This is a genomic window from Ornithinimicrobium ciconiae, from assembly GCF_007197575.1.
Lineage (GTDB): Bacteria > Actinomycetota > Actinomycetes > Actinomycetales > Dermatophilaceae > Ornithinicoccus > Ornithinicoccus ciconiae.
Window position 1 is genome coordinate 2,587,940 of the sequence record NZ_CP041616.1, and the last position, 18,469, is coordinate 2,606,408.

The window sequence follows — 18,469 nt, forward strand, 5'->3', positions numbered from 1 at the left end:
TCAGTCTACGTCACGTGTCGCGGCGGCTGACGAGGCACGCCGGTAGGCCTCCAGCGCCGCCCGCGCGGCGTCCTCGGCAGTGGGCAGGTCTGCTGCCCGGGCCAGTGCGCGGACGCTGAGGTCAGCGCGCAGTATGTCGTCACTCAGCAGAGCGGTCAGCGCGGCTCCGAGGGCCTCGGCATCGTCGCCGGGGACCAGCAGTCCCGCACCGTCGAGCACCTCCTCGGTGCCGCCGACGTCCGTGGCCACGATCGGTGCGCCCACGCTGAGGGCCTCCTGCAGCCAGACCGGTTGGCCCTCCCAGCGGGCCGACGACACGGCGATGTCCGCCGCGGCCAGCAGGTCCGGCACGTCGGTGCGATGGCCCAGCAGCCGCACCGGCAGGTCCGCTCGGTCGATGCGCCGCTGCAGGGCCTCGGCCTGCGGACCCTCCCCCGCGATCGCCACCAGCGCGTCAGCGGAGCTGGTCCCTGCCACCTCGAGCGCGTCGAGCAGCCGGTCAAAGCCTTTCTGCGGGGCCAACCGGCCCACGCCGACCACCAGTTGCGTGCCGTCAGCCAGGCCCAGCTCCGCCCGCACCGCCTGACGGTCCACGGTCGCCTCGGCGCGCGCCGCAGGGACGACTGCCGCGCCCACCTCAGCCGCGCCACGCTCACGCGCGCTCTGCAGCAGGTCCTGGGACACCCCCAGGACCAGGTTGGCGCCCCGGCAGACCACCCGCTCCAGGTTGCGGTGGACGACGGCTGCCAGGCGTCCCTCGGGTGGCGCGTTGTGGGTGGTGACGACGAGCGGCGGGTGGTTCCCGGTCCGGGCCAGGACGCACAGCGCCCCGGCGCGCACCCCGTGGGCGTGCACCACGTCCACGCCCTGCATCGCGGTGCGCAGGGCGGCCACGGCGCGCCGATCCCGTTGTGGCAGAGGCCGGGAGCCGATCTCGATCGGCACCAGTTCGGCGCCCGCGTCGGCCAGGGCGAAGCGCGCGGCCACGACCGGCGGCGAGGCCACCAGCACCGTGTGCCCGAGGTCGACGAGACTGCGGGTCAACTGCTCCACGTGCCGGCCCACGCCCCCGGCGACCACCCCGGTCACCATCAGGATCCTGCTCACCCCGTTATCTAACCCCACGGCGCCGGATTCCTCCCACCATGTCTCCGAACGCAGCTGGCGCACCGACGCGCAGCGCGAGCAGCGCGGTCGCGAGGACCGCGCACCCGGTGACCAGTCCGCTCACCAGGGCCACGGCCCAGTGCGACACATCCACCGCGGCAGCGAGCTCGCGCCCGAGGAGCACGAGCAAGGCACCACCGAGGGCCACCAGCGCCGGTGCCCAGATCCGGTGTGTCACAGCCGAGCCCCAGGAGCGACGCACCAGGACGATGAGGAGTATGCCGGTCAGGGACATCCCGATCGAGCTCCCCAGACCGAGGGTCACCAGGGACTGACTCGGCGTGGCCTGCGTCTGCGTCAGGTGCACCACGGGCACCAGGGCAGCGACAATCCAGCCGAGCGCCACCGCTCCACCGGCGAGCAGGGCGGCTCCGCGGGCATAGAGCGCCCGGGACAGCAGCGCGGCCACGGCGAGGCCGACGAGCCCCGGGGCATACCAGGCCAACGCGGTGGGCAGCGCCTGCAGGGCCGTCGCTCCGGAACCGCCGCTGCCGGCGTCGATTGTGACGAACAGGGCACCCACCTCTCGGCGGACCGCGACCAGTGCCACGGCGCCGACGACGCCGGCCACGACGACGGCCAGCAGGGTGCGCCGCAGCACCGGCTCGGCATCCTCGGCGGTGAGTCGGGGGAAGGCCGCGGTGGCCAGCGGGACGGCCAGCACGGCATACGGCAGGAGGTAGGCGGTCTGGGCGTAGGTGTAGACGTTGAGGGTGCCGACGCCCTCTGCGGAGTTGGTCAACCAGACCGTGACGAGCACGCACGCCTGCTGGGCGGCCACGGCGAGGATGCCCGCTGTCGCCAGGGTGCCGGCACGTCGGGCGGTGCCGGCCGGAAAGGTCCAGGTCGGGCGCAACCGCACCCCGGCCCGCCAGGTCGGCACGAGCAGCGGCAGGCTCAGGGCGACCACCCCGGCCGTGGTGCCCCAGGCCAGCAGGAGCAGGGCATTGCGAGGGGCGCCGGCCAGCCCGGCGTCCGGGGCCACCCAGGCGCCGTAGGCCAGGTAGACCCCGATCACCACGAGGCTGGACAGCAGTGGCGCCACGGCGGCGGCCAGGAAGCGCTGGTGGGCCTGCAGGACGCCGGACAGGACGATGCCGATGCCATAGAGGACCACCTGCGGGGCAAAGACGGTGAGCATCGTGACGGCCGTGTCGATCGCTGCCGTGCCGCACCCCTCGTCGGGGCCGAGCAGGAGGCGGGCAATGGGTCGGGCCAGGACGGCCACCAGGATGGAGAGCGGCAGCAGGACCGTCAGGCACCAGGTCAGCAGGGCCGAGGCGGTCCGGTCGGCGAGGTCTTCCCGTCCGCGGTGCAGGTGCCCCGAGACAAGGGGCACCACCACCGCCGCGAGCGCTCCCCCGGCAGCGATCTCATAGAAGGCGTTGGGGACCTGGTTGGCGGTGGCGTAGATCTCCCCGACACAGGTGGCACCGACCCCGTTGCTGAACGCCAGCCAGCGGCCCAGTCCCACGGCCCGTCCCACCAGGGTGACGACGGCAATGAGACCGGCTGCACCGGCGATGCTGCCGGCCAGCAGCCGTGGGCTCGGACCGGTCCGGACGGTGGGACTGTCTCCGCTCATCCCACCCTCACCGAGGTGGCCTGCCGAGCGCATCCAGCTCGCGCAGGACCGGCGTCGACTCGATGACCCGGGTGAAGCTCACCTTCTCCGAGGCCAGGGTGAGGCTTGTGATCACGCCGAGGGTGACCACCCGCGCGGCCAGGGACTGTCGTTGGATGAGCGCGACGCCCAGCACCGCCCCCAGCGGGTTGGCGCCGGTGTCTCCCAGCATGCTGGTGCCCGCGAGGTCCTGCGGGAGCAGTGCGAGGCAGGCACCCAGGGTGACCGCCGCGGGAGCCGAGCCACCTCCGGAGAGCATCAGGGGCACCGCCACCACGGTGCCCACCTTGAGGGCACGCCCGGGCCGCAGGTCAAAGAGGTTGGCCAGGTTTGCCGAGCCCGCGATGACCGCGCCGCCGACCAGCACCGAGCCCGCAGCGCGCAGGGCGCCGACCCCGTGCCCGGCGATGGTGTGGGGAGGCCCACTCTCCACCGCGGCGGCCACGAGCCCCGTGGCGACCAGGCCAAGCACCTTGACGGCGCCGGTGGTGACCCGGCCGTGGGCCAGCGCGGAGAGGTGGCCGGCCAGTCCCTTGCGGTCCGTGTCCTGCCGCAGGTCGTCCAGGACGCCGAGCGAGCCAGCACCGAGGGAGGCCACGGCATAGGGCAGCGCCCCGCCACCCCAGCCCGCACTAGTGAGCACCGCCGTACCGGTCGTGCCGGCGACGAGGGCCACGCCCTCGAGCAGGGTCACGGACGATCCGGCGTGATTGGTCCGCTCCCAGCGTGCCGACCAGGGCTCTGCGCGGCGCTGGCGCAGGTGGTGCCACACCAGCGCAGTGCCGGCCGCTCCGGCGGCGGTGAGCAACCCGTCCCGCAGCGGCCTCACGGGGTCGGCGTGCCGGTCGTGGGTGCCGTGTCGGTGGGCGGCTGGCCCCCGGCCCCATCACCGGCCCCATCCCCCGGGGGTGGGGTCGGGGGCAACGGTCCGGTCGGCTCCTCGGTGCTGTCCGCATCGTCGGTGGGATCGGGCGGCAGCGTCGGGGCGGGCACCAGGGGCTCGCTCTCCGGCGGCAGTGGCTCAGGCACAGGCGGCGCCGGAGCGACAGCGTCCGTCCCCAGTCCCCAGTGACCCGGCTCTCCCTCGATGGACCACCGCAGACCGAGCACCACCGACAGCTGGCCGGCCGCCCGCTCGACGTTGTCCACGCTGCTGACGTTCTCGGCCATCGCGGCCTCGGCTCGCACCCCCCGCACGACCGGGGACTCGGCGGACTGCACCGGGTCGGAATAGCTCTCGGTGCCGTAGCCGGCGACCAGGGTCGGGGTCCCGAGAACACCGAACGCCGTGATCAGGTCCAGCGACTGCTGCAGCTGCGGATCGCCGGCGGTGTCCTCCTCGACCTGCTCGGTCGTCAGCGTCCCGGTGACGATGACGAAGGAGTCCGGAGCCAGCGCTCCCTCCTCCTGGTTGTCGGCCCAGTTCGTGTCCAGGAAGCCGACCTCTTCCAGCCGGTCGGTGGCCGCGCGCCAGGCGTTGCTGCCTGCCACCTCGTCCTGGCCGCTGAGCGCGGCGGCCAGGACGGTCTCAGCGGTGGGCTCGCCACCCTCACGCGGTTCCGGGTCGGCCACGGTGGGGGCCAGTTCCGCAGCTACCTCGTGGCGGGTCGCCGCCGTGTCGGGGTCCGCCCAGGAGTCGTCGAGCCGTGCGGTCAGCACGACCTGTCCCCCGGCGGTGCCGATCCGTTCCTGCAGCTGACCGACGATATTGCGGTCCGCCCCGGGCAGGGTGACCACGGCCACGCGGCGACCGCTGAGCTGGTCCTGCGTGACGGTGGGCGTGAGGATCTGGACGACCTGGTTCTTCAGGTCATCCCTCGCCTCGGCCTGGTCGAGCTGGGCCCGCAGTCCGTTGCGTTCCTCACGTAACTCCCGGACCTGGGCCTCCAGCGTCGAGGAGATCTCCTGTCCCAGGGGTCCGGCGCCGAGCACGATGCCGACGGCGAGCGCCATGAAGACGGCCACCAGGGAGACCAGGTGGTATCGAAAGTCGATCACCCGAAGAGTCCTCCGATCCAGGCGAGGAGGTCGTCCCAGCGCACCGCCAGGACGCCCATGGCGGTCCGGCCCCCCGGTGTCGCCGCGAGTGCGGCCAGAACCGCCAGCATGCCGGCCAGCACCAGCCAGGTCAGCGCTCCCGAGGAGATCCGGCTGCGATAGAGCAGGCTCACGCCCTTGGCGTCCACCAACTTGCTGCCCACCCGCAGCCGGGTCAGGAAGGTGGAGGCCATGCCCTGACGTCCCTTGTCCAGGAACTCGATCAGGGTGGCGTGGGTGCCGACCGCGACGATCAGTTCAGCGCCCTTGCCGTCGGCCAGCAGCATCGCCACATCCTCGCTGGTGCCGATCGCCGGCAGCACGATGGCGTCCTGGACACCCAGTGCCGTGACGCGCTCCATCCCCGGGGCCCGCCCGTCGCGGTAGGCGTGCACGATGATCTCGGCGCCGCTCTTGAGAGCTGCGTCGCCGACCGAATCCATGTCACCGACGATGATGTCCGGTCGATAACCCAGCTCCAGCAGGGCGTCCGCTCCCCCGTCGACGCCGATGAGCACCGGCCGGGCCTCGCGGATGAAGGGCCGCAGGGTCTGCAGGTCCTCCTTGTAGTGGTAACCGCGCACCACGACCAGGACATAGCGTCCCTCGAGGTCGGTGCGGATCGGTGGGAGCGGGATGCCGTCGAGGAGCAGGTCGCGCTCCTCGCGCACGTATTGCATGGTGTTGCGCGAGAAGGCCTCGATCTGCTCGGAGATATTGCCCCGCGCCTCCTCCATCGCCGCCTCGATCAACGCCAGGTCCAGCTTGGTCCCCTCGGCCACCATGGCATCGTCCACGAACAGCTGACTGCCGGTGACCCGCCCGGTGGCCCCCTCGGTGACCTGGGTGAGCAGTGCCTCACCCGCCCGGTCGATGAGCGGGACTCCCGCGTCGACCAGGATCTTGGGTCCCAGGTTGGGATAGGCACCGCTGATCGAGGCTGCTGCGTTGATCACGGCCGCCGGCTTGCACGCCACCAGGGCGTAGGCGCTGACCTGGTCCAGATCCTCATGGTTGATCACCGCGATGTCGCCGGGGGCGAGTCGCTTGGTGAGGTTCTTGGTGCGCGCGTCGACCCGGACCGGTCCCTTCACGGAGGGACCCTCGGACGCTGCCGCAGGCACCGGGGAGTTGGACAGGCTCATGGTGGCCCCATCGTGCCACGGTTCGGGGACCACACGGCCGTGACCGGCCGAGGAGCAAGTATGCCGAGGAGCAGGCCGGTCACGCTGCTCACCAGCAGTACTGCCGCAATCACCTCCCCCGGCAGGTGCGCGTGCAGGGTGACATTTCCCACCGCGACCACGATGAGGGTCAGTGTCCACAGCAGCGTCGCCCACGACGCCGGGCGCGGCCACAGCACCACCACCGAGACGAGCAGCGAGCAGGCCGCGGTCGTGTGCCCGGAGGGGAAGTCCTCAACGCCCAGACCCAACCACCCGTCCCGGATCTGCACCAGCATGAGCAGGCTGGCGCTCGGCACCAGCAGCGCCGTCAGGGCCGCGCCGAGGTGTCGCTGCGCCACGGCGCTGATCCACAGGACTGCGACCAGCACTGCGAGGAGCAGGGGGAGCCACGTGCGACCCAGGCTGCTCAGCAGGCGGCGCAGCGTCCAGGGCAGGTCGTGGATGAGCGGAGAGGCCAGCAACGGGTCCCACCGTCCCCCCAGCGACGTGTGCCGCCACAGGATGGAGAAGAACACCAGCGTGAGGAAGGCCATCAGCCCCACGGCGAGCCACTGGGCACGCTGGACCGAGGACACGGCGCGCCTCAGCCGCTCAGCCGGCGGGGGGCGTGCTCCTCCAGCAGCTCACGTGCGTGCTCCAGCGCAGCCGGGGAGTCGGTGACCCCGCCCAGCATCCGGGCGATCTCCGCCACCCGTTCGGGTCCGTCGACGGAGCGCACGTCGCTGGCGGTGATCGCGCCGTCCGAGCTCTTGTGCACGACATGGTGGCTGTCGGCGAAGGCCGCGACCTGACCGAGGTGGGTGACGACGATCACCTGCGCGTGCTGCGCCAGCTGGGCGAGGCGTGCACCGAGGTCGAGGGCAGCGGCTCCGCCGACACCAGCGTCCACCTCGTCGAAGACATAGGTCGGCACGTCGCCCTGGGCGGAGACCACCTCCAGCGCCAGCATCACCCGCGACAGCTCTCCGCCGGAGGCCGCCTTGGTCACGGTGCGCGGGGCCGTGCCGGCGTTGGCGGCCAGCAGGATCTCCACCTCGTCCAGGCCGTGCGCGGCGACGCGCACGCGCTCACCGTCGCCCAGGTCGAGACCGTCTGCGTCGGGGCGGTGGCGCACCGTCACCTCGACCTCTGCCCCGGCCATCGCCAGGTGCGCGAGCTCGGCGCCCACCTGGGTGCCCAGACGTGCGGCGGCCTCGCTCCGGGCGCTGCTGAGGGCGGCGCCGGCAGCGATCACCTCGGCGCGTTGTCGTGCCTCGTCCTGGCTCAGGGCCGCGATCCGTTCGTCGGACCCGTCCAGCTCGGCGACCTCGAGCGCGGCCTGGGCGGACCAGGCCAAGACCACGGACGTGCTCTCGCCATACTTGCGCAGCAGCGCGGAGAGCACCGAGCGGCGCTGCTGCACCCAGGCCAGGCGGGCGGGGTCGACGTCGATGCCGGTGCCATAGGAGGCGAGGTCACCGCCCAGGTCAGCGGCCAGATAGCTCAGCTCGTCCAGGCGCTTGCGCAGCTCGAGCAGGGCAGGGTCGTGCTCGGCGACCGGGGCCAGTGCCTGGCTGGCGCCGGCGAGCAGCTCCGTGACGGGACGGACCTCCTCGGCGGCGTCGTCGCCGCCGGACAGGGCCGCGTGGGCGGTGTCCGCGGCCTGGCGCAGACCGTCGGCGTGCGCCAGCCGCAGCTCCTCGGTGCGCAGGTCGTCCTCCTCCCCCTCCTGCGGATCCACGGCCTCGATCTCCTCGAGTGCACCGCGGAGCATTTCCATCCGCAGCGTCCGCTCGGCACCGGCGGTGCTCAGCCGCGCCAGCTCTTCCCGCGTGGCATTCCACTGGCGGTGCGCCACGGCATACCGCTGCAGGCTCGTGGCGATCTCAGGTCCACCGAAAGCATCCAGCAGGACCCGGTGCTGCTCGGGGGCACGCAGGCGCCACTGGTCGGCCTGGCCGTGCACGGCGACGAGGTGCTCCCCCACCTCGCTGAGCACGCCCACTGGGGCGGACCGGCCGCCGACGTGGGCCCGGGACCGTCCCTCAGCGCTGACGGTGCGGACCAGGATGAGCCCCTCTTCGGTCTCACCGCCGGCCGCCGCGACCCGGCGGGCAGCCGGGTGGTCCGGCGGCACCGCCACCTCCCCCTCGACCACGGCCGAGGCGGCACCGCTGCGCACCATCGCGGAGTCGGCCCGTGCGCCAAAGAGCAGACCCAGGCCCGAGACGACCATGGTCTTGCCCGCACCGGTCTCACCGGTGATGACGTTCAGGCCCGGGGACAGGTCAAGCTCGGCGTCATCGATGACGCCGAGTCGTTGGATCCGCATGCGTGTCAGCACGCCCTGCACCCTAGGCGGAAGTCCCGTCCGGCTTGCCGCGCCACCCGGTGACCGGCAGCTCGAACTTGGCGACGAGCCGGTCGGTGAACGGGTCGGAGGACAGCCGGGCCAGCAGCACGGGGGTCTCGCTGCGGCGCACCTCGATGCGGGCGCCGGGTGGGAGGTCGACGCTGCGCCGCCCATCGCACCACATGACGCCATGGGTGGTCGCGTGCGCCACGACCTCCACGGCCACCCGCGTGTCCGGTCCCAGCACGATGGGCCGGGCAAAGAGCGCGTGCGCGGAGATCGGGACCACCAGGAGTGCCTGCACCTCGGGCCAGACGATCGGGCCGCCGCCGGAGAAGGCATAGGCGGTGGACCCCGTGGGTGTGGCGATGACCACGCCGTCACACCCCCAGGTCGACAGTGGACGTCCGTCGACCTCGACGGTGAGCTCGAGCATCCGCTCGCGGGCGGATTTTTCCACGGACGCCTCGTTGAGTGCCCAGGTGTGGGCCACCCGCCGGCCGGCCTGAAAGACGGCGACCTCCAGGGTCATCCGCTGCTCGACCGTGTAGTCCCGTGCCACGATCCGCTGAACGACCTCTGAGGTCTCCTCACGCTCGGCCTCGGCGAGGAAGCCGACCCGGCCGTGGTTGATGCCCAGCAGCGGGATCCCGGCCCTGCGGGACACCTCAGCGCCGCGCAGGATGGTCCCGTCGCCGCCGAGGATGACGACGAGCTCGGCCCCGGCAGCCAGCGCGTTGACCTCGGGGTCGTCCTCCAGGCTGTCCCAGCCCTGAGCGAGCTGGTGGACCTCGATGTCGTGCTCGCGGAGCCTGCTCGAGACCTCTGCCGCGAGCTCGGGCAGGTCGGGGCGGTTGGCGTGCGTGACCACCAGGATGCGACGGGTCATCTAGTCGTCCTCCCGGAGCAGTTCACGGATGCGGGCGGTGATCCCGTCCGCACTCATCATGCCTGCCTTGTCTGTTGCCAGCCACAGCAGGTACTCGGTGTTGCCGTGGGTGCCTCGCACGGGCGAGCGCTCGATGCCGCGCACCTGCCAGCCCAGGGTCAGCGCGGCGTCGCTCACGCGCTCCAGCGCCCCACCCCGGGCGGACTGCGCCGTGACGATCCCACCACGCCCCACCTGCTCGCGTCCCACCTCGAACTGGGGTTTGACCAGAAAGATCAGATCAGCACCGGGCCGGACGACCCGCGCCACCGCCGGCAGCACCAGGGTCAGGGAGATGAACGAGACATCTCCGACGACCAGGTCGAAGGTGCCGACCTGCTCGGGGGTCACCTCCCGGATGTTGGTGCCCGGCAGGTCGGTGACCCTCGGGTCGTTGGCCAGCTCGGGGACCAGCTGGTCGTGTCCGACGTCCAGGGCCGTCACCGCCACCGCACCGTGCTCCAGCAGGACCTCGGTGAAGCCGCCGGTGGAGGCACCGACGTCCAGACAGCGACGTCCGGTGACCTGCAGCCGGCCCGGGTCAGCCCCCTCCCCCCAGACGGCCAGGGCGTGGAGCAACTTGAGGGCTCCTCGCCCGACCCACTGATGCGACTCGTCGACGGTGAGGCGGACGTGCTGACCAGGAGCGACGGCATACGACGCCTTGGTGACGGTGTCCTGCCCGACATGCACGCTGCCCGCCCTGATCAGGCGCTGAGCCAGAGTGCGAGAGCGCGCGAGACCCGTCCGCACCATGTGCTGGTCGAGACGCTCGGTGCTCACGCGGCCGTCACGCGGTGGGCCGCCCTGCGCCAGCCACCCGCGCCATGGGGGCCGACGGTCCCTGTCCCGGCGAGGACTCGGTCAACCGCTCCTGCAGGCGTCGTTGCGCCTGGAGCGCAGCCTCGGCCCGCTCCTGGAGCGGCTGGTCGCGCGTGGCGTGGAAACCTGCGAGGGTCTCGTCCACGTGCGAGTCACCGGTCTGAGGAGGCTGCGTCATGCGATCAGGCTATCGCGGCGGTCCGACACGACGGCAGATCCGTCCACAGTGGATGGGCTGGTGTCTTGGACGCCGAGGTCGTGGGTCTGGCTCGCGCGCCTCAGGCCCAATGCGTCTGCAGGTCCGGGATCGTGTCCGCAATGAGGTCGGGCTGCTGGTCCGGGGTGCCCGCCTCGACGTCGGAGCGACCGTGGACGCCAGTGAGCACCAGCGCCGTGCCGAGTCCGGCACGGTTGGCCCCCTCGATGTCGGTGTCGAGGCGGTCGCCAATCATGAGCACGTCCTGCGCGGGCAGGTTGAGCCGCTGCAGCGCGATCTCAAAGGCGGGTGCGTGCGGCTTGCCGGTGACCAGGTCTGGCTGGCGCCCGGTCGCGTGCGCCACCGCAGCAACGAGCGAGCCGTTGCCGGGAGCCTGTCCCCGCTCGGTGGGCAGGGTGGCGTCCGTGTTGGTCGCGACCCAGTAGGCGCCCCCTGCGACGGCATATGCGGCCTCAGCCAGTTCTGACCACCCGACGGCTGCGCCGTATCCCTGGACCACGGCGCTGATGACGCTGCTGCCACCGTGACGCAGCACCTCGCTGGGCTCGACGACGGGGATCCCCTGCTCGTCGAGGGCCGCAGTGACACCCGGTCCACCGACCGGCAGCACGAAGGTGCCCTCGGCGACAGTGTGGTGCTGACGCAGATAGCTCGCGGCGATCTGCGAACTATTGAGCACCTCGTCGCTGTGCGCCTCCACGCCGAGCGAGGTGAGGTGCTCAGCCACCTCCCCAGGCAGCCGAGCGGCGTTGTTGGTCAGGAAGAGGATGGGCAGCCCCGCGCGGCGGGCCGCCGCGAGTCCTTCCACGGCCCCCTCGCAGGCGGTGGCGCCGCGGTAGACGACGCCGTCGAGGTCACACAGCAGAGCCCGGTAGGTCATGACGGCTGCTCACCCTCCGACTGACGATCACTCTGTGGGTCCGGCATGACCTGCTGGTCATCACGCTGGTCATCACGCTGGTCACTCTGCGTGTCGTCCTGGTCGTCAGCACCATCGCTGAGGTCAGTGATGTCGACTCCGTCGAGGTCTGCCAGACGGTCCGCCGCGTCAGTGACGCCCTCACGATCAGCGTCGACGGCGCGGGCAAACCACTCCCGGGCCGCTTCCAGGGCGCCGGTGCCCAGCAGCGCATCGGCGTAGGCGTAGTAGAGGCGCGGCGACCAGGACCGCTGCGGCGGGCTGACCTGGACGATCTCGCGCAGGGTCTGCACCGCCGCGTCTCCCTGGCCAAGGTCGCGCCGCGCGCCGCTGACCACGATGGCCAGCTCCACCCGGTCCGCCGCGGCCAGCGAGTCGGCGGCCGGCTCCTGAGCTAACTCGATCGCCCGCCCCGGGCGTCCGAGCCCCCGCTCGACGTCCGCGATCTGGGGCAGCAGGTGGGGCGAGCCGCTGAGTCGACGTGCGGTGCGGAACTCACGCAGTGCCTCTGCCCACTCGCCGCGGCGATAGTAGACAAAGCCAAGGACCTCACGGACGACGGCGACCCGGCCAGCACGTCGCGACGCGTTCTCGGCGTGCGCCAGGGCGGCGTCCAGCTCACCCTCGGCCAACGCCTCCGTGGCGGCCACGAGGTGTCGAGCCACGCCGTCGGCGTTCTCCTTGCTGAGGGTCAACAGCTCACGACGGGCGCTCTTGTCCAGCTGGCCGGCCTCGATGTGCTCCGGAATCTCCGGCTCAGGCTTCCGGTCGGGCCGGGGACGGAACACGCGGTTCTCATCCTCCCGGAACGGACGGCCTGCACCACCACGTGAGGCGTGCGCGCGAGGTCCACCGCGGTCATCATCACGACGCGGCCCACGATCATCCGAACCGCGGTAACCCCCACGACGGTCATCATCACGACGCGGCCCACGATCATCCGAACCGCGGTAACCCCCACGACGGTCATCATCACGACGCGGCCCACGATCATCCGAACCGCGGTAACCCCCACGACGGTCATCATCACGACGCGGTCCACGATCTTCTCGAGGCTTCCACTCGCTGCGACCACCGCGCCGTTCACTACCGCCCTCACGACGGTCCCCACCGCCGGCGCCGCGGCCCCCGCCACGGTAGCCCTGCTCACGGTCGCGCCAGCTGTCCTTGCGCTGCCCCTGGCCGGAACGATCTTCTCGACCGTCACGTGATGAGTTCCTGGGGTCTCTGGCTCCCGTGCCCTCAGAACCAGTGTTCTCCGGCGTCTCCTCAGCCATGCGGCCTCCTCGTTTCAGTTCTTCTGCAGTCTAGGCCCTGACGCCCCGTGGCCATCACGGAACTCCGTCGGGGCTAGGGACATCAGCCACAAATGCCAGTAGCCCCCATCCGAGCCTGGTGGCTCGGATGGGGGCTACTGGTGAATGTTTGTCCGGCGGTGTCCTACTCTCCCACACCGTCACCAGTGCAGTACCATCGGCGCTGAGAGGCTTAGCTTCCGGGTTCGGTATGTTTCCGGGCGTTTCCCTCTCGCTATGGCCGCCGTAACTCTATGGAGATATCAGTTATCCCAACGTAGTTGTGCGTGTTGGTTTCCCTTCGGGGTCTTCGCCGTTCCACACGTGGTGTGTGTGGTGTGGTGGTGTCCCGGGGTGTTTGTATCTCGGGAGCTACACAGTGGACGCGTAACATCTTTGTTGTTTAAGTTATCGGCTTATTAGTACCGGTCAGCTCCGCACATTGCTGTGCTTCCACGTCCGGCCTATCAACCCAGTAGTCTAGCTGGGAGCCTCTCGCGACTAAGTCGCGTGGAAACCTCATCTTGGAGTGTGCTTCCCGCTTAGATGCTTTCAGCGGTTATCACGTCCGAACGTAGCTAATCAGCGGTGCCCTTGGCAGGACAACTGACACACCAGTGGTTCGTCCATCCCGGTCCTCTCGTACTAGGGACAGCTCTCCTCAAGTTTCCTACGCGCGCAGCGGATAGGGACCGAACTGTCTCACGACGTTCTAAACCCAGCTCGCGTACCGCTTTAATGGGCGAACAGCCCAACCCTTGGGACCGACTCCAGCCCCAGGATGCGACGAGCCGACATCGAGGTGCCAAACCATGCCGTCGATATGAGCTCTTGGGCAGGATCAGCCTGTTATCCCCGGGGTACCTTTTATCCGTTGAGCGACGGCGCTTCCACAAGCCACCGTCGGGTCACTAGTCCCGACTTTCGTCTCTGCTCGACATGTCTGTCTCACAGTCAAGCTCCCTTGTGCACTTACACTCGAAACCTGATTGCCAACCAGGCTGAGGGAACCTTTGGGCGCCTCCGTTACTCTTTAGGAGGCAACCGCCCCAGTTAAACTACCCACCAGGCAATGTCCCTGATCCGGATCACGGACCGAGGTTAGATATCCAGAACGACCAGAGTGGTATTTCAACGTTGACTCCACGAACACTGGCGTGCCCGCTTCACAGTCTCCCACCTATCCTACACAAGCCGTACCGAACACCAATACCAAGCTATAGTAAAGGTCCCGGGGTCTTTCCGTCCTGCTGCGCGTAACGAGCATCTTTACTCGTAATGCAATTTCGCCGAGTTCATGGTTGAGACAGTCGAGAAGTCGTTACGCCATTCGTGCAGGTCGGAACTTACCCGACAAGGAATTTCGCTACCTTAGGATGGTTATAGTTACCACCGCCGTTTACTGGGGCTTAAGTTCAGAGCTTCGCCTTACGGCTAACCCGTCCCCTTAACCTTCCAGCACCGGGCAGGCGTCAGTCCGTATACATCGTCTTGCGACTTCGCACGGACCTGTGTTTTTAGTAAACAGTCGCTTCTCGCTGGTCTCTGCGGCCGTCCCGGCTTCCACACCGCGAGGGTGTGTGACCGGTCGGGCCCCCCTTCTCCCGAAGTTACGGGGGCATTTTGCCGAGTTCCTTAACCATGATTCACTCGATCGCCTTGGTATTCTCTACCTAACCACCTGAGTCGGTTTGGGGTACGGGCGGCTCGAACCTCGCTAGGAACTTTTCTAGGCAGCATAGGATCACCCTCTTCCCGCATACGCGGTCACTATCAAGCCTGGGGCATCAGGGTGCGGATTTACCTACACCCCGCCTTACACTCTTAGACGTGGACAACCATCGCCACGCGGAGGCTACCTTCCTGCGTCCTTCCATCGCTTACCTACTACAGTCTTGGGTCCCGCGTTCCACACACCCACTCATCACACCCGAAGGTGATCAAAGCGATTGGTGCGCTTCAGGCAGTTAGCATCAACTGATTCGGTATTGGGCGGTTCTTCGCCGGTTCCGGAATATTAACCGGATGTCCATCGACTACGCCTGTCGGCCTCGCCTTAGGTCCCGACTTACCCAGGGCAGATTAGCTTGACCCTGGAACCCTTGGTTATTCGGCGGAGGAGTTTCTCACTCCTCTTTCGCTACTCATGCCTGCATTCTCACTCGTGTGGCATCCACGGCTGGATCACTCCGCCGCTTCACTCGCCACACGACGCTCCCCTACCCATCAACACGCCTGGACACCACCCCCAAAGGGATGATGCCGAGCAAAATGTTAATGCCACAGCTTCGGTGGTGTGCTTGAGCCCCGCTACATTGTCGGCGCGGAATCACTTGACCAGTGAGCTATTACGCACTCTTTAAAGGGTGGCTGCTTCTAAGCCAACCTCCTGGTTGTCACAGCAACTCCACATCCTTTCCCACTTAGCACACGCTTTGGGACCTTAGCTGGTGATCTGGGCTGTTTCCCTCTCGACTACGAAGCTTATCCCCCGCAGTCTCACTGCCACGCTCTCACTTACCGGCATTCGGAGTTTGGCTGACGTCAGTAACCTGGTGAGGCCCATCAGCCATCCAGTAGCTCTACCTCCGGTAAGAAACACGTGACGCTGCACCTAAATGCATTTCGGGGAGAACCAGCTATCACGGAGTTTGATTGGCCTTTCACCCCTACCCACAGCTCATCCCCTCAGTTTTCAACCTAAGTGGGTTCGGTCCTCCACGCCGTCTTACCGGCGCTTCAACCTGGCCATGGGTAGATCACTCCGCTTCGGGTCTAGACCCAGCGACTATGATCGCCCTATTCGGACTCGCTTTCGCTACGGCTTCCCCACACGGGTTAACCTCGCCACTGAGCACTAACTCGCAGGCTCATTCTTCAAAAGGCACGCCGTCACCCCACAAAGAGGCTCCGACGGATTGTATGCACACGGTTTCAGGATCTATTTCACTCCCCTCCCGGGGTACTTTTCACCTTTCCCTCACGGTACTTGTCCGCTATCGGTCACCAGGGAATATTTAGGCTTAGCAGGTGGTCCTGCCAGATTCGTACGGGATTTCTCGGGCCCCGTACTACTTGGGAAACAACACCTGGAGTCCTCATCGTTTCGGCTACGGGGGTCTCACCCACTATGCCAGGCCCTTCCAAGCCTTTCGCCTACAACAAGAATTTCTTACTCCAGTCCAGGATGGTAGCCCTGAAACGGCCGCTCCCACGACCCCGAACGTGCAACGCCTACCAGCTATCACACACGCCCGGTTTAGCCTGATCCGCTTTCGCTCGCCACTACTCACGGAATCACATGTTGTTTTCTCTTCCTGTGGGTACTGAGATGTTTCACTTCCCCACGTTCCCTCCAACCACCCTATATATTCAGGTGGCAGTGACTGGCGATGAAGCCAGCCGGGTTTCCCCATTCGGAAATCCTCGGATCAATGTCTGGTTATCGACTCCCCGAGGCTTATCGCAGATTCCTACGTCCTTCTTCGGTTCCTGGTACCAAGGCATCCACCATGTGCACTTAAAAACTTAAAGCCACAAAGATGCTCGCGTCCACTGTGTAGTTCTCAACATACAAACAGGCCAACCCCAGCCACTGCCCCCACCAGCCCACAGTCACCTGCGGCGGTCTGGGAACGACCAGGGCCCTGCACAACCAGAGCAACCAGAACCCAACCCCACCATCACAGCAAGGGTTGGGGCCCGATCCCTCAGGACCCAACAACGTGTCACACCCACCCGCAAGCAACCCCAACCAGTTCTGTTCCACACCCCACAAGGGAGTCGTACTAAAAACAGTCAGGAACCCACGAACAGGCCCATAATCGATGTTCCACCCGAAGCTAGCCTCCACGAAACACTCGTTCGTGCAAAGACCAGACCAACCCACCCCACCCAAAAGGTGGAAGCGGGTAAGTGCTCCTTAGAAAGGAGGTGATCCAGCCGCACCTTCCGGTACGGCTACCTTGTTACGACTTAGTCCCAATCACCAGTCCCACCTTCGACGGCTCCCTCCCACAAGGGGTTGGGCCACCGGCTTCGGGTGTTACCGACTTTCGTGACTTGACGGGCGGTGTGTACAAGGCCCGGGAACGTATTCACCGCAGCGTTGCTGATCTGCGATTACTAGCGACTCCGACTTCATGGGGTCGAGTTGCAGACCCCAATCCGAACTGAGACCGGTTTTTTGGGATTCGCTCCACCTCGCGGTTTCGCAGCCCTTTGTACCGGCCATTGTAGCATGCGTGAAGCCCAAGACGTAAGGGGCATGATGATTTGACGTCATCCCCACCTTCCTCCGAGTTGACCCCGGCAGTCTCCTATGAGTCCCCACCATCACGTGCTGGCAACATAGAACGAGGGTTGCGCTCGTTGCGGGACTTAACCCAACATCTCACGACACGAGCTGACGACAACCATGCACCACCTGTATACCGACCTTGCGGGGCACCCATCTCTGAATGTTTCCGGTATATGTCAAGCCTTGGTAAGGTTCTTCGCGTTGCATCGAATTAATCCGCATGCTCCGCCGCTTGTGCGGGCCCCCGTCAATTCCTTTGAGTTTTAGCCTTGCGGCCGTACTCCCCAGGCGGGGCGCTTAATGCGTTAGCTGCGGCACGGAACTCGTGGAATGAGCCCCACACCTAGCGCCCAACGTTTACGGCATGGACTACCAGGGTATCTAATCCTGTTCGCTACCCATGCTTTCGCTTCTCAGCGTCAGTTATGGCCCAGAGACCTGCCTTCGCCATCGGTGTTCCTCCTGATATCTGCGCATTCCACCGCTACACCAGGAATTCCAGTCTCCCCTACCATACTCTAGTCTGCCCGTACCCACTGCAGACCCGGAGTTAAGCCCCGGGCTTTCACAGCAGACGCGACAAACCGCCTACAAGCTCTTTACGCCCAATAATTCCGGACAACGCTCGCACCCTACGTATTACCGCGGCTGCTGGCACGTAGTTAGCCGGTGCTTCTTCTGTAGGTACCGTCACAAAAGCTTCGTCCCTACTGAAAGAGGTTTACAACCCGAAGGCCGTCATCCCTCACGCGGCGTCGCTGCATCAGGCTTTCGCCCATTGTGCAATATTCCCCACTGCTGCCTCCCGTAGGAGTCTGGGCCGTGTCTCAGTCCCAGTGTGGCCGGTCGCCCTCTCAGGCCGGCTACCCGTCGTCGCCTTGGTAGGCCATTACCCCACCAACAAGCTGATAGGCCGCGAGTCCATCCCCCACCGAAAAACTTTCCACCCCCAACCATGCGGAAGGAGGTCATATCCAGTATTAGCACCGGTTTCCCGGAGTTATCCCAGAGTGAAGGGCAGGTTACTCACGTGTTACTCACCCGTTCGCCACTAATCCACCCAGCAAGCTGGGCTTCATCGTTCGACTTGCATGTGTTAAGCACGCCGCCAGCGTTCGTCCTGAGCCAGGATCAAACTCTCCGTTAAAATCAAACACCCAACCACACCCCCCACACCCAAAAGGCACAAGGAACACAGCCAGGCAAACTTTGACCCAAAGAAGGGCACAATCACTAGCAGACAGAAACGAGTCAACTGACTCAATCCATCAATTCAAAGAAATCCTTGCCACCAGAACACAACACACACCCACAAAAGAGCGCACACCATGCCCCAGGACAGGGTTAAAATTGGCATCGATTACTGACACGCTGTTGAGTTCTCAAGAATCGGACACACACCACCCACCACACAAACCAACCAGTCTGCAAGGCGTTTGGGGCAACCTGACTACCGTACCACCTTGCCGGCGTGCTTTCGCAATCGGCATTCGCAGTCAAACTGCGGCCGACGTCGGCGTTGGTGGGTGCCATGCTCCTGCGGGACCGGCCACACCGATCACTCGGGTGTCCGTGCCTCCCTGCTGGGCTGGCGAGGGATAACACTAGGTGAGGTCTGCCGTGATTACAAATCCGCTGGTC

At 66.8% G+C, this 18,469-nt stretch carries 13 protein-coding genes and 3 rRNA genes; all 16 read right to left on the reverse strand.

Annotated features, from left to right (window positions below; all coding sequences use genetic code 11):
* A complete protein-coding gene (locus FNH13_RS11850) occupies positions 1-1,107 on the reverse strand; it encodes a glycosyltransferase (protein WP_202878769.1) in 1,107 nt (368 codons plus the stop codon).
* Positions 1,108-1,111: 4 nt separating this feature from the next.
* A complete protein-coding gene (gene murJ, locus FNH13_RS11855) occupies positions 1,112-2,752 on the reverse strand; it encodes a murein biosynthesis integral membrane protein MurJ (RefSeq protein ID WP_165700096.1) in 1,641 nt (546 codons plus the stop codon).
* A 7-nt stretch (positions 2,753-2,759) separates the two neighbouring features.
* Complete coding sequence (locus tag FNH13_RS11860; RefSeq protein ID WP_202878770.1) at positions 2,760-3,620, reverse strand: hypothetical protein; 861 nt, start codon at positions 3,618-3,620, stop codon at positions 2,760-2,762.
* Entirely contained in the window at positions 3,617-4,789 is a 1,173-nt protein-coding gene (locus FNH13_RS11865; RefSeq protein ID WP_143783611.1) for a copper transporter, read from the reverse strand. Before FNH13_RS11865 ends, FNH13_RS11860 begins: the two co-directional genes overlap by 4 nt.
* Entirely contained in the window at positions 4,786-5,973 is a 1,188-nt protein-coding gene (gene steA / locus FNH13_RS11870) for a putative cytokinetic ring protein SteA (protein WP_143783612.1), read from the reverse strand. Before steA ends, FNH13_RS11865 begins: the two co-directional genes overlap by 4 nt.
* Positions 5,970-6,590 (reverse strand): phosphatase PAP2 family protein, encoded by a 621-nt coding sequence (locus tag FNH13_RS11875; RefSeq protein ID WP_143783613.1) that lies wholly within the window; start codon positions 6,588-6,590, stop codon positions 5,970-5,972. Before FNH13_RS11875 ends, steA begins: the two co-directional genes overlap by 4 nt.
* Positions 6,591-6,598: 8 nt before the next feature.
* A complete protein-coding gene (gene recN, locus FNH13_RS11880) occupies positions 6,599-8,338 on the reverse strand; it encodes a DNA repair protein RecN (RefSeq protein WP_202878771.1) in 1,740 nt (579 codons plus the stop codon).
* Positions 8,339-8,348: 10 nt separating this feature from the next.
* Positions 8,349-9,236 carry an NAD kinase gene (locus tag FNH13_RS11885; protein ID WP_143783614.1) on the reverse strand — a complete coding sequence of 296 codons (888 nt, stop codon included), beginning with the start codon at positions 9,234-9,236 and terminating at the stop codon, positions 8,349-8,351.
* Positions 9,237-10,058: a TlyA family RNA methyltransferase gene (locus FNH13_RS11890; protein ID WP_228266374.1), complete on the reverse strand. Its 822-nt coding sequence runs from the start codon at positions 10,056-10,058 to the stop codon at positions 9,237-9,239. It lies immediately after the preceding gene.
* Between the two features lie 7 nt (positions 10,059-10,065).
* The gene (locus tag FNH13_RS11895; RefSeq protein WP_143783615.1) at positions 10,066-10,275 is read right to left on the reverse strand and encodes a hypothetical protein; all 210 of its coding nucleotides are present in this window, start codon (positions 10,273-10,275) and stop codon (positions 10,066-10,068) included.
* Between the two features lie 100 nt (positions 10,276-10,375).
* Entirely contained in the window at positions 10,376-11,194 is an 819-nt protein-coding gene (locus FNH13_RS11900; RefSeq protein WP_143783616.1) for an HAD-IIA family hydrolase, read from the reverse strand.
* On the reverse strand, positions 11,191-12,021 hold the full coding sequence (locus FNH13_RS11905) for a tetratricopeptide repeat protein (protein WP_143783617.1): 831 nt from the start codon (positions 12,019-12,021) through the stop codon (positions 11,191-11,193). The genes FNH13_RS11900 and FNH13_RS11905 overlap by 4 nt, the downstream gene beginning before the upstream one ends.
* Entirely contained in the window at positions 11,925-12,440 is a 516-nt protein-coding gene (locus tag FNH13_RS19090; protein ID WP_165700097.1) for a hypothetical protein, read from the reverse strand. Before FNH13_RS19090 ends, FNH13_RS11905 begins: the two co-directional genes overlap by 97 nt.
* Before the next feature lie 220 nt (positions 12,441-12,660).
* Positions 12,661-12,777 (reverse strand): 5S ribosomal RNA (gene rrf / locus FNH13_RS11915).
* Positions 12,778-12,927: 150 nt separating this feature from the next.
* Positions 12,928-16,062, reverse strand: a 23S ribosomal RNA gene (locus FNH13_RS11920).
* A gap of 392 nt (positions 16,063-16,454) precedes the next feature.
* Positions 16,455-17,975: ribosomal RNA gene (locus tag FNH13_RS11925) — 16S ribosomal RNA — on the reverse strand.
* The 16S, 23S and 5S rRNA genes sit together here, the layout of an rRNA operon.
* Between the last annotated feature and the right edge of the window lie 494 nt (positions 17,976-18,469).

Bases quoted from the DNA above. Each gene is read 5' to 3' on its own strand.
- FNH13_RS11900 (WP_143783616.1), bottom strand. From the start codon at position 11,194: ATGACCTACCGGGCTCTGCTGTGTGACCTCGACGGCGTCGTCTACCGC.
- murJ (WP_165700096.1), bottom strand. From the start codon at position 2,752: ATGAGCGGAGACAGTCCCACCGTCCGGACCGGTCCGAGCCCACGGCTG.
- FNH13_RS11885 (WP_143783614.1), bottom strand. From the start codon at position 9,236: ATGACCCGTCGCATCCTGGTGGTCACGCACGCCAACCGCCCCGACCTG.
- FNH13_RS11895 (WP_143783615.1), bottom strand. From the start codon at position 10,275: ATGACGCAGCCTCCTCAGACCGGTGACTCGCACGTGGACGAGACCCTC.
- steA (WP_143783612.1), bottom strand. From the start codon at position 5,973: ATGAGCCTGTCCAACTCCCCGGTGCCTGCGGCAGCGTCCGAGGGTCCC.